This window comes from Acidobacteriota bacterium (genome assembly GCA_012517875.1).
Classification (GTDB): domain Bacteria; phylum Acidobacteriota; class JAAYUB01; order JAAYUB01; family JAAYUB01; genus JAAYUB01.
In genome coordinates this window covers 70,418-81,958 of sequence record JAAYUB010000017.1, presented here as the reverse complement: position 1 = coordinate 81,958, position 11,541 = coordinate 70,418, and the positions used below count along the sequence as shown (strand labels likewise).

The following is an 11,541-nucleotide window of genomic DNA, read 5'->3' as shown; positions in this document are numbered from 1 at the left end:
CTGCCCGTGCGACACGGCTTCGGCACCCGGCGGGGCGGCGCCGCGGGCTGGGCGGCGGCGGGCGGCGATTGGGCGGCCCTGCAGCAGGTGCACTCCGCCCGGGTGGTCCGGGTGTCGCGTCCGGCGGCGGGGACGGTGCTGGATGAACACGGGGCGCCGCTCCACGACGACGCGCTCCCGGTGGGTGACGCCCTCGTCACCGCCGCCGCCGGACTCACGCTGGTTGTCCAGACCGCCGATTGTCTGCCGGTGCTCCTGGTCGATCCCGTCCGCCGGGTGGCGGCGGCGATCCATTCCGGCTGGCGGGGAACCGCCGCGGATATCTGCGGGGCCGCCGTGCGGCGGATGGTCTGCGACTGGAAGTGCAATCCGGCGGACATCCGCGCAGCCATCGGACCGGGCATCCAGGCGTGCTGCTACGCCGTGGGGGACGACCTGGCCGACCGGTTCGCCGCGCAGTTCACCGGCGCGGTCATCCGGCGGGTGAACGGCCGGGTCCACCTGAACTTGAGCGCCTGTGTGGCGACGGCGCTGCGGCGGGCCGGCGTGCCGTCTCAACACACGGACATCGCCGTCCTGTGCACCTGCTGTTGGGGCGCGTTGTTTTACTCGTACCGCCGGCAGGGGGATGATGCCGGACGGTTGTTCCACTGGATCAGGTTCGACGGTTGAAGATCAACCGGCGGACGCCGTCGGCGAACAGCACCTCCATCTTGCCGATGCCGGTGATCGTGACCACTTTCCCCTTGCCGAATACGGGGTGGCTGATCAGGTCGTCCTCATTGAAGACGCCGTTGATGATGTACGGTTTGTAATCGTCTTCGGGGACTTCGGCGGTGGCGTTTCGCCACTCCGTCATGATGGCCTGGCTCTTCTTCTCGGCATCGGTGAGCCGGGGCGGTTTGGGGGTCTTGGCGGCGGGAGTTTTTTTCGGTTTTTCCACTTGTTCCATAAACTGGCTCTTCTTGTGTTTTTCCGTCTTGCCGGCTGTGACCGCGGCCGGCTTCTTAGTTCCCGCCGTTTTCGGCGACGGGTCCGGTCGAGGCGGCGGGCTCTTCTTGGGAGGCGCGGTCTTCTTGACGACCGGAGCGGCCTTTTTCACGATTGCCGCCGGTTTTGCCGGCTGGCTCTGTTTGGGCGGAGCGGCCTTGCTGGCGGCCGAAGCGACCTTCTTGCTGATCGCCGCCGGCTTCAGCGGCTGAACCTTTTTGGCTGCCGCCGCCGGTTTCACCGGCGGGCTTTTCTTAGGCGGCGCCGCCTTCTTGACGGCCGGAACGGCCTTCTTCACGATCGACGCCGATTTAACCGACTGGCTCTTTTGGGGCGGTGCCGCCTTCTTGGCAGGCGGCGCGTCCTTTTTCACGGTCACCGCCGGTTTGGCCGGCTGGGACTTTTGAACGGCCACCGGCTGTTTCGCCGGCGGAAGCTTCTTGGGTTTCTCCTGTTTTTGGGCAGGACGAGCAGCTTTCACTTGCTTCTGGCCCGCTTGTTTCACCGGTCTGGCCTTCGGATGTGTTGCCATAGCCGATCTCCTGCCGGAATTCGGGCATATTGTAACACGATTTTGTGCGGGATGTTGCGAATAGCTGGAACGCATGGAAAATCGACGGCGCTTCCAATCACGAGGCGCTGTCGGTATACTCTGTCCCATGGATCGGAAAGACAGGCTGCGACACCTGTTGGCCGGCCGGCCGGGTTCGCTTCCACCCGCTGCGCCGGAGTCGGCGGCGAATGAGGCGGGCCCGCCGGATCTGGCGCCCCGGATCACGCGCTACCCGCTGGCGTATCGCCACGGTGACGTGCCGCTGGCGGCCGGCTGGCCCATCAGCGGCAATCTGCTCCGGCTGGCCGGGCTCGACGGACCCGAGACCGGCTACGCCGGCCGCCCGCTCCTGCTGGACACGGAGACCACCGGTCTGGCGGGCGGCACGGGCACCCTGATTTTTCTCATGGGCCTGGCCGACTGGCAGAACGGAGAGCTGGAGGTGCGCCAGTACTTCCTGCCGGACCCGCGGTGGGAGCAGCCGTTCCTGGAGCGGATCGCGGCGGAGCTGGCGGCGCACGACCTCGTCGTCTGTTTCAACGGCAAGACGTACGACATGCCGCTCCTCCAGACGCGGCTGGTCCTCAACGGCATGCGGCTGCGGGAGTTGCCGGTGCTGGACCTCCTCCACCCGTCCCGACGGTACTGGCGGCCCATCATCGGAAGCTGCACCCTGCAGAATCTGGAACAGGCGGCGCTGCGCTTCCATCGGGAGGGCGACCTGCCCGGCTGGGAGATTCCGGACCTGTACTTCCGGTACTTGCGCCAGCGCGATCCGGTGCCGCTGGAGGGGGTGATGCACCACAACCGGCTGGACCTCGTGGGTATGGCCGCGCTGGTGGGCGCGCTCAACATCCGCCTGTCGGCGGAATTGCCCCGCGATCCACGGGCACTGGAGTGCCTCCTGCGGGCCCAGCTCCAGCGCGGTCGGTTGGAGGAGTTCCGCCGCCTGCGGGAAGTCCATGGCGAAGCGCTCGAGGTGGCGGGACGGCGTCACGTCGGCTTGGGAATCACCCTGGCCCGGCTCTGCAAGCGGGCCGGCGATCTGGAGGCCGCCTACCGGCTGGCGCTGCATCTGAGCGAACACCGGCCGGACCAGGCGGCGGATTGCTTTGAGCTCGTGCTCATCCATGAGGAGCACGAACTTCGGGATTATGCGCGGGCCGCCGCCCACTGCGAACGGTATCTGGAACAGGCCGGGCGCCGGCCGGATGCCGACGGACTGCGGGAACGGCTAACCGGCCGCCTGGAGCGGCTGACGGCCAAGCTCCGTCGGCATCAGCCGCCGGAATGATCGGGGGGAGGCGCCGGCGCAGAACCGGGCGTCAGACGGCCGGCGTGTCGCCGGAGTATCGTCCCACTTCCACCCGGGCGGGCCGCACGAGCCGGTCACCCAGGCGATACCCTGCCTGGTGGACGGCCACGACGGTGTCATCGGCGGCGGCGTCCGCCACCGTCCGCACCCCGATCGCCTCATGGATGTTCGGATCGAATCTTTCACCCGGCGCGCCCACGGGATCGAGGCCGAGGCGCTCCAGCTTGCGCCGGAGACCGTCCCGAACCAGCTCGATCCCCTGGCGGATGGCCTCGGCGCCGGCCTGGCCCTGGGCGTGGCCGGCCGCTAGGTCCAGCGAGTCCAGCACGTCGACGAACTCCAGCAGGATTTTCCCCTTCTCCTCTTCGAGGCGCCGCTCCATCTCGCGGCTGAGCCGCTCCTGGATGCGCCGAGTCTCCGCGCGGAACTCCTCGACGCTTTCGGCGTGCCGGGCCTTGACCTCGGCCAGCCGGGTCTCGAGCTCCTGGACGTAGGTGGGCTTGAGATCGAGTTCCGGCAGCGGCCCGTCGCCGGCCGTCCCGTCCGGATGCTGCGCCCAGAAGCGGCGGTCCACCACCTTCACTTCGGGTACCTCGCCGGACACCGGCTTCAGGTCGACGGGCGTCGCCACCGTCGGGGCGGCCGGATCGGGCCGCAGCTGTTTCTTTCGGGCGCTCATGGCTCGCGTTACCTCTTGAAATGTTGGTTCGACCGACCGCCGGATGGGCCGACGGCCGGTGGCCGGCAACCCGTCACGAAGGGAAATGTCGCCGGGTGCCTTTGGCGGTCAGGACGTGACCTCGAACCGCTCGGTCCGTTCCATGTCCTGTCCGGAGATCCGGTCGTGGACCCGGATCCGGAGCGTGTACTGTCCGGGGATGAACCGCTGGAGCGGCAGGCGTCCGGTGATGACGATGCGGTCGCCGGAGACGAACTTGAAGGTTTCGCCGGCCAGGTCCTGGAACCGGACGAATTCCGCGCCGTTGCGCTCCACCACGTATTCCAGCTCGATGTCGGGTTGGAGGCGGTTCTGGTCGATGCCCATGCTGTACACCTGCATATACACCCACATGGGGTCACGCACCTGGAACCGCTTCTCGAACTCGGGGACGATCTTCACGTCACCCAGCACGAACTGCCCGATATCGGAATCGGGATCGGTGATCTTCTGTACCTGCCGGGCGATGATCATCGAGGAGCTGTTCAACTGGGCCGGCTGGTAGCTGGGCACGTTGAGGCGCAGCTCCTGCATGCCGATGCGCCCGCTCTCCAGGTCCTTCACCACGAGGCCCAGCTTGTAGAGCCCGGGGGCCAGCAGGACCAACTTCTGATACGAGGAGTAATCCTGCTGAATGGCTTTCAGCTCGTCGGTCTTGGCGTCGCGGACAATGTCGTCCTCGAACTCCTGGACGAAGTTGCCGCTCACCGTGGTCACGATGCCGTAGATGTTCACCGTGCCGCGGGACACGCCGAACGAACGCTCCTTGAAGCTGATGTCGCCGTTGAGGATGCGCAGCGTCACCGGCACCAGGACCTGCTGTTCGGAAATCTTGACGTAGTCCACTCGGGCCTGGAACGGGACTAGATTATACATGATCCGCGTGTCCACGATGGAGCGGAGGTCCTTGTACTTGATCTCGGGCGGCTTGCTCATGTTGGCCAGCAGTTCGTACTTGGCGAAGGGGCGGTCCTTCTCGCGCAGTTTGTAGTACGGATTGGTCGAGTCGCCGGCGTCCGTGCGGCCGGACACCCGGTCCGCCACGTTGGCCTCGCCGCGCAATTCGGCCATGGTGCGCCCGCCCGAGCTGGCATGAAGGAGGATGTCCTTCTTGTTGACGTCCATCTCGAGGGTGTACAGGTTGCTGCCGGTGGAGTCGACGAACTCCAGTTCGATGTCGCTACCGATCCCCTCAATGTTCCGGTATTCCCAGTACTGGGTGGGGAACACCTTTGTCTGGCCGCCGCCCTCCCAGGCCGGCCGGTCGTAGCCGGCGCCGTACACGTAGTCGTCGATGCGGTCGGGGGGGCCGTACTTGATGTAGACCATGCCGCGGTCGGTCTTCCAGCCGGGGATGCCGCAGGTGAAGTGCTCGTTGGCGTACGCGATGCGGCGGTAGTGCTCTTCCTTGAATTCGTTGTATGGCGTTTTTGGATCCGGGTCGCGCCGCTTCCAGAACTGCTCGATGAACTGGTCCCGCTCCTCGTCGGTGGTGAGTTTCTGAAAGACGCTCTTCTCTTCCTCAGAAACGATGTGATAGACGTCCTCGGCCAGCCATTTTCGGTAGTGCTCCTGCAACTCCTCCTGCTGATTCTGCTTTTTCGGTTTCTTCTCCTGGCCGAACACCGGACAACCGGCAAGAACCGTCAGTCCGGCGGCCACAAGCGTCAGGGCTAGAATTGCGTTGCGTCGCATGGCGTGCGCTCCTGGTTCAAAGTGACACTGTATATAAGATGCGTGGCAGCGGAAAAATTTCACTCCGCGACCGCTAATTATAGCGTATTTCAGTGGCACGGGCCAGTCCGGTGTGCCGGGGGGCGGATATCGGGCCTAGGACCTGAGTTCTGGGATCCGGGTGCTGGAACTTGGGGGCTGGGGTCTGTGATGTGTGTGGGGGGGCTCGTCACGGATCGTTTTCAGTGTTCATTTTTCATTGAACATCTGTCATTGGGCATTGCGGATGGTGAATCGGTGAATCGGTACATCGGTGAGTCGGTGAGTTGATGGATTATTACTGGATCCTGTGATCCAGGTCCCAGCACCCAGGTCTCAGGTCCGATATCCGCGTTACGGGAACGAGTCTCGAGTCTCGAGCCTCGAGCACGATTCCGAATTACGATCATAAAAAAAAGGGCCCTCCCGAAGGAAGGCCCTTGGAGATGACGAACGGGTCCGACTAGAAGATGAACTTCAGGCCGAACTGGATCTGCCGGTTGGCGCCGGCGGCAAAGGACTTGCCCAGGTTGACGCTGGTCAGCGTGGTGCTGGGGTTGCCGTAGTTGGTGTGGTTGAACAGGTTGAACGCTTCGGCGCGGAGCTGGAGCTTGGAGCCTTCCGCGGTGAACCACGGCAGCTTCACGTCCTTGAACAGGGAGAAGTCCACGTTCCAGTAGCCGGGGCCACGGAACTTGCCGCGGTAGTAGTCGCCCTGGGGGTTGCGCAGGTTGATCACGCTGGAGGCGAAACTGAAGTTGGCCGCGGTGGGACCCACGATGTTGTTCTCGGGATCGGTGCTGAACTCGTAGGTCACGACGTTCGGACGGGCCGGACCACGAGCGTTGGTGTAGCCGGTGCCGAGGGTGTCGCGGGCGACCTTGTAGTCCAGAGGATAACCGCTGTTGGCGGTCATGATGCCGTTGATCTGCCAGCCGCCGATCAGCTGGGCCAGCCAGCCTTCGGCGTCACCGCCGAGCCATTTGCCGGGGCCGAAGGGCAGCTCGTAGATGAAGTTGCCGCTGAACACGTGGCGCACGTCGAACGCCGCGTAGCCGCGGTCATAGCTCAGGTTGTAGTAATCGGACGCGAACGGGCTGGAGTTACCCAGGGTGTACACCGACTCGGAGTTGTTGTCAAACGCCGTGGACCAGGTGTAGTTGACCTGGAACTGCAGGCCGTCCTGGAACCGGTGGCTGAAGGAGCCCTGGAAGGCGTGGTAGTTGGAGTGGCAATAGGTGTCGATGTGGTGAATGCGGTACCACTGGCTGTTCTGGACGCTGTAGTCGACCACGTACCACGGCACGGACGCGGTGACGCCCAGGTTGTCCGCCAGGCCCTGGATGGTGGCCTCGGAGGGATGGAACATCTGGTTCGGGTTGTTCCGGGCCAGCATGTTGACGCCCGCGGAACCGGCGTAGGTCAGGTTCAGAATGTTGCCGGGCCAGATCTCGCGCTGCGCCGACAGGTTCCACGTCTGGATGTACGGGGTGCTCCAGTTGTAGTTGTAGAGCACCATCTCGTACCAGGTCTCGGCAGGCAGGTGGAGTTCCACTTCGGGCAGGTCATAGCCATTGCCATACCAGCCGACGTTGTTGGGATAGGTGCCGTCGTAGCCGCCGCCGGGCCGCGCATCCAGCCAGTTGGCCACACCGAACGGCAGCTGGGAGGTGTTCCAGGTGAGCAGGTTGCCGAAGATGCGGTCGAAGCTGATGCCGTAGCCGCCGCGGATGGCGGTCTTGCCGTCACCGAACGGATCCCAGGAGAAGCCGAGACGCGGCGCCCAGTTGGTCATGGGCGCATCGTACAGGTCCATTCCGGTGTCGGGGCCGGCGATGAAGATGTCGGAACCCGTGCCCACCCACTGGGACGGAATCAGGTTCCACCATTCGCCGTTTTCCCAGTTTTCAGGAGCAAACCAGTTGTTCTGGTTGACGATGTGGTAGCCGTTGGCGACGGGGTCCAGCACGTTGGACGCCATGTTGTTGACGTCGAACGGAGCCGGCTTGTATTCCCAGCGCAGACCCATGTTCAGGGTCAGGTTGGACAGGATCTTCCAATCGTCCTGGACGAAGAAGTCCCATTCCTTCTGCCGCCAGCCGCGCCAGTCGGAAATGGCGGTGGAGAAGGTGGTGCCGTCGCTGTACACGCCGTGGTTGACGTAGTCAGCCGTGCCGGCCGCGATGTTGGCCAGGGTGTCGCCACCGTGGCGCCAGCCATCAAAGAAGACGGCCGGGATCGTGTTGAAGCCGGTACCGCCGTTGTTCTGGTTCCAGCGCAGGTCCATGCCGAACTTGAGGGCGTGGGTGCCCAGCGTCCAGGTGACGGTGTCCTTCACCTGGTACATGTTCAGCGTGGAATACTCGCTGCCGTAACCCCACAGGCCGGTGTAGGAGGTGAAGTAGGTCTGGGGATCTACGGCGTAGCCGCCAAACACCAGGTCGGCGTCGATCGTTTCGCGGACCCAGGAGTTGTTGCCACGGGAGTAGCCGAGCTTGAACGAATTGACGATGGTGGGGGACACGATCCAGGTCCAGTCAGCGCCCCACTGCTGCTGCTTGCCGTTCCAGGGCCGGTCGTCCTGGAAGGTGGGCAGGGAGTTGATGGCCGGGTCCACGCCGTGGTTGTAGATCCAGCGGAACGAGAACGAGTGGGCCTCATTGAAGTTGTAGTCCACCTTTGCGGTGTACTGCTCGGTGTCGAGAACGTCGGGCTGACCCCAGTAGTAGTAGGCGCTGACACCGGGGATCACTTCGTCGCCGTTCGGCGCCGGGTACAAGGAGAAGATCTGGGCGATGGCGGGGTTGGTGACGTTATCGGCCACCCAGGAGGGATAAGGCACTGCGCCGGAAGAGGTCGCGCTGGCCCGGTAGTCCAGGATTTCGGTGTTGAAGAAGAAGAACACCTTGTCCTTGACGATGGGGCCGCCGATGGAGGCGCCGTACTGGTGGCGCTTGAAGTCGCCCTTTTCCAGGTCGTTCCGGTTCTGGGCCCAGGTCTTGGCGTCGAAGTTCTCGGAGCGCAGGAAGTAGAAGGCTGCGCCGTGGAACTCGTTGGTGCCGCTCTTGGTCACCACGTCGATGATGGCGCCGCCCGCGCGGCCGTACTCGGCCGACGGGTTGGACGTCACGACGCGAAACTCGGAGGTGGCATCCACATTGATGTCCACGGTGTTGCCGATGGTCTGCGTGTAGTTGTTGTCGATGCCGTCGATCTGGTAGTTGTTGCCGCGCTCGCGGCCGCCGTTGGCGGACGCATAGCCGGTCTGGCCCTGGACCACGCCGGGGGTCAGATAGATCAGGCTCAGCGGGTTGCGGCCGTTGAGCGGCAGGTCGGTGATGCGCTTCTCGTCAATGACGGTGTCGAGCTGGGAGGTGGTGGTTTCCACCTGCTCGACTTCGGCGCGGACCTCGACTTCGGTGGTCACTTCGGAGACGGTCATGACCACGGGGAAGTTCAGGTTTTCACCGACGGACAGCTTGATGCCGGTAATCTTGACCGGCTGGAAGCCCTCGAGTTCGGCCTTGATTTCGTAATTGCCGATTCTGAGGTTTGTGAAAATGTAGAATCCGTTGTCGTCCGACAACGCCTGGCGGGTGGCGCCAGTGTCCGTGCTGGTCAGGATCACGGTGACGCCGGGGATGACGCCGCCCGTGTTGTCCTTGACCACACCTTCGATCCCCTCGGCCATCGCGCTCACGGCCAAAAAGGCCAAGAGCAGCGAGAGGACCAGGAGCCTGGATAGGTGGTTCATACAACCTCCTCTGCGATAATGATGGATACGCGATGCGTATTCGGGATAAAAGGGAGCAAAATGCATGCCAGAAGAGCAAACCAGGGACGAATGCGTAAAACAATGAAAACAAAAGAAATAATAATACATGTTTCTGTCAGTGCTGAGCTGTATCCAATATTTTGAAAGAACGGAACCAAATATTTGAATTAATCGGATGAATGACTCCAGACAAGTCCTTACAGAGAAACGACCGAATCGACTAACCGTCACTATAACAGGGGATTGAACGAAGGCGTTTGAACGGGCGACGATAAACCGACAGCGTCGGTTGAAGATCGCGAGAAAGCGAAGAGCGGCTACTTGTTGAAGTAGAAATAGAAATACAGAATCATGAAGGCCAGATAGGCCGCATAGAACAGCACGGCCCAGTACGTCTCGGATTCCTCGCGCTCTTCCTGCGCGTCCGTCGGCACCGGCAGCGCCGCCGGTGTGGGGCTGCCCAGCAGCCGCTCGGTGTGGCTAATGAGCGGTTCGGTTTTCTCGGCGGCCTCCGACGGCGCTTCGCCCGGCGTCTTGATGTGGACCAGCTCGACGGTGACGTTGTCCCGTCCGCCCCGCTCGTTGGCCGTTTCGACAAGGGTCTCACACGCTTTTTCCGGCGTGTTCCCGCTGACCACCTGGAGAATTTCCTGGTCGTCCAGGTAGACCGTCAGGCCGTCGGAGCACATGAGCAGGGAATCGCCCGGCTGGATGCGCAGCGGGGGCTCAAGGATGTCGATCTCCACGGCCTGGAGGATCCCCAGACTGCGGGTGAGAATATGGCTGTCAGGGTGGCTGCGGGCTTCGTCATGGTTGATGATGCCGCTGTTGACCATCTCCTCCACGAGGGTGTGGTCGGTGGTGAGCTGCTTGATCATGCCGTTGCGGACAAGATAAGCCCGGCTGTCACCCACGTGGGCCATGTACAGGTACGGCGGCAGCAGCACCAGGGCGGTGCAGGTGGTGGCCATGCCCTGCAGCTCTTCGTGCTTGCTGCTGGACTCGAAGATGGAGCGGTTGGCCACGTCAAGGGCATGGAGCAGGGCCGGGTAGATGGGATCCTTGTCGGAGGTGTAGTAGAGTTTGCCGACGATATCCACGGCCATCTTGCTGGCGACCCGGCCGCCCCGGTGGCCGCCGAGACCGTCGGCCACGATGAAGAGGCGGCCCCGCCGCTTCAGCAGCTCCTCGGCTTCCGGTTCGATGAAACCATAGCTGTCCTGATTGTCCTTCCGAATCATGCCCTGGTGGGAAAGCCCGGCAACGACAATCTCATCCCGCTCGACCATAACGCTCTCTGTTTCCGTGCCTACTCTAGATGTTGGGGACAATCTAGCATACATCCGCAAACTTGTCATCTGAGTTTAATTACACCCTTTCAGAGAAAAAATCAAAAAATTTTCGGAAATCTTGGCACCGATCCGTTTGTATGAATAGCACGTTTGAGGAGGGTCGCATGGTCACCATCGTGGGGCGGGGAGGGTATTCCGTTCTGGAGCTGCTTGTCGGCGTGCTGATGATTGCGCTCATCGCCGCCGTCGGCGTGCCGCAGTTGCTGCGCCATATTCAGCGGGTGCAGCTCGAGGGGGCGGCGCACAGCCTGGCCTCCGACATGATGCGGGCCCGGTACGTGGGGGTCGTCCAGAATTGCCGGTGCCGGTTCCGGATCGACGCCGGGCGCGGGTGCTATTGGTGGGAGGAGGACCGCAACCTGAACCGGGTGCTTGATCCGGGGGAGGTGCTGGCGCCGGAGCGGACGCTGCCGGGCGGCATCCGCTTCGACTGCACCGGGGTGATGGGGCCGCCATACGCCCCCACCCAGCCGCCGCCGGGGCCGGTGACGTTCCCGGGCAGCCAGCTCAACGCGGGTCCCGACGGCCGCTGGGCCAGCCCCGGCGCCGTGTACCTGGCCAATGACTGGGGCGACCACGCTGCGGTGAGCGTGGCCATGTCGGGGCGCGTCCGCGTCTGGTCGTGGAACGAGGACCTGCGGCGGTGGGAGTGAAAAAATGCCGGCTCCCCGTGCGGGGCGCCGGCGGCGGTGAGGCACAGTCAAGCAGCCGGAAGCGCGGGGACGCGCATTTCCGGAAGGCGGACGCAGGCGGCGCAGCCGCCTACTTGGCGAAGATGATCAGCAGCGTGTACAGGGCCAGCGACTCGATCAGCACCAGGCCGAGGATCAGGAAGAAGCGGATGGAGTCGGCGGCGCCGGGGTTGCGCGACACCGAGTCGCACGCCGCGCTGATCGCCTTGCTCTGGCTGATGGCGCAGACCGAGGTGGCGATGGCCATGGCGAAATAGGACAGGTACACATACCAGTTTCCGCCGGCGCCTCCCGCCTCGGCCGACCCTTCGGCAGCCAGGGCGGGCGCGGTGAACAGGATCGCCAGCAGGCCCAGCAGCCCGATCAGAATGACATTGCGCTTCAAGGTGTCCTCCTTAGTCTTGAATCTTGCGATGACGGTGTTCCGCTTGAC

At 63.5% G+C, this 11,541-nt stretch carries 9 protein-coding genes; 3 read left to right on the top strand and 6 right to left on the bottom strand.

The features are described from left to right. Nucleotides 1-6 precede the first annotated feature (6 nt). Entirely contained in the window at nucleotides 7-672 is a 666-nt protein-coding gene (locus tag GX414_02050) for a polyphenol oxidase family protein (protein ID NLI45870.1), read from the top strand. Here GX414_02050 and GX414_02045 read toward each other — a convergent pair. Then, entirely contained in the window at nucleotides 656-1,597 is a 942-nt protein-coding gene (locus GX414_02045; GenBank protein NLI45869.1) for a hypothetical protein, read from the bottom strand. The genes GX414_02050 and GX414_02045 overlap by 17 nt on opposite strands. 52 nt (nucleotides 1,598-1,649) lie before the next feature. On the opposite strand from GX414_02045, the gene GX414_02040 reads away from it, so the two are divergent. Next, nucleotides 1,650-2,837: a hypothetical protein gene (locus tag GX414_02040; protein NLI45868.1), complete on the top strand. Its 1,188-nt coding sequence runs from the start codon at nucleotides 1,650-1,652 to the stop codon at nucleotides 2,835-2,837. A gap of 31 nt (nucleotides 2,838-2,868) precedes the next feature. Here GX414_02040 and GX414_02035 read toward each other — a convergent pair whose 3' ends face one another. The 4 genes from GX414_02035 to GX414_02020 all read right to left on the bottom strand — a co-directional run bounded on the left by GX414_02035 (nucleotide 2,869) and on the right by GX414_02020 (nucleotide 10,353). Beyond that, complete coding sequence (locus GX414_02035; GenBank protein ID NLI45867.1) at nucleotides 2,869-3,537, bottom strand: nucleotide exchange factor GrpE; 669 nt, start codon at nucleotides 3,535-3,537, stop codon at nucleotides 2,869-2,871. Nucleotides 3,538-3,645: 108 nt separating this feature from the next. After that, nucleotides 3,646-5,271: a GWxTD domain-containing protein gene (locus tag GX414_02030; GenBank protein NLI45866.1), complete on the bottom strand. Its 1,626-nt coding sequence runs from the start codon at nucleotides 5,269-5,271 to the stop codon at nucleotides 3,646-3,648. A gap of 481 nt (nucleotides 5,272-5,752) precedes the next feature. Then, on the bottom strand, nucleotides 5,753-9,043 hold the full coding sequence (locus GX414_02025; protein NLI45865.1) for a hypothetical protein: 3,291 nt from the start codon (nucleotides 9,041-9,043) through the stop codon (nucleotides 5,753-5,755). A 338-nt stretch (nucleotides 9,044-9,381) separates the two neighbouring features. Beyond that, nucleotides 9,382-10,353, bottom strand: a complete 972-nt coding sequence (locus GX414_02020) for a Stp1/IreP family PP2C-type Ser/Thr phosphatase (protein ID NLI45864.1) — start codon at nucleotides 10,351-10,353, stop codon at nucleotides 9,382-9,384. A gap of 167 nt (nucleotides 10,354-10,520) precedes the next feature. Here GX414_02020 and GX414_02015 point away from each other — a divergent pair, with 167 nt between their 5' ends. Next, entirely contained in the window at nucleotides 10,521-11,069 is a 549-nt protein-coding gene (locus GX414_02015; GenBank protein ID NLI45863.1) for a hypothetical protein, read from the top strand. A gap of 109 nt (nucleotides 11,070-11,178) precedes the next feature. Here the strand turns inward: GX414_02015 and GX414_02010 are convergent, their stop codons facing one another. After that, complete coding sequence (locus GX414_02010) at nucleotides 11,179-11,493, bottom strand: ATP synthase F0 subunit C (protein ID NLI45862.1); 315 nt, start codon at nucleotides 11,491-11,493, stop codon at nucleotides 11,179-11,181. Between the last annotated feature and the right edge of the window lie 48 nt (nucleotides 11,494-11,541).

Bases quoted from the DNA above. Each gene is read 5' to 3' on its own strand.
- GX414_02045 (NLI45869.1), bottom strand. From the start codon at position 1,597: ATGCGTTCCAGCTATTCGCAACATCCCGCACAAAATCGTGTTACAATA.
- GX414_02040 (NLI45868.1), top strand. From the start codon at position 1,650: ATGGATCGGAAAGACAGGCTGCGACACCTGTTGGCCGGCCGGCCGGGT.
- GX414_02035 (NLI45867.1), bottom strand. From the start codon at position 3,537: ATGAGCGCCCGAAAGAAACAGCTGCGGCCCGATCCGGCCGCCCCGACG.
- GX414_02030 (NLI45866.1), bottom strand. From the start codon at position 5,271: ATGCGACGCAACGCAATTCTAGCCCTGACGCTTGTGGCCGCCGGACTG.
- GX414_02025 (NLI45865.1), bottom strand. From the start codon at position 9,043: ATGAACCACCTATCCAGGCTCCTGGTCCTCTCGCTGCTCTTGGCCTTT.
- GX414_02020 (NLI45864.1), bottom strand. From the start codon at position 10,353: ATGGTCGAGCGGGATGAGATTGTCGTTGCCGGGCTTTCCCACCAGGGC.
- GX414_02015 (NLI45863.1), top strand. From the start codon at position 10,521: ATGGTCACCATCGTGGGGCGGGGAGGGTATTCCGTTCTGGAGCTGCTT.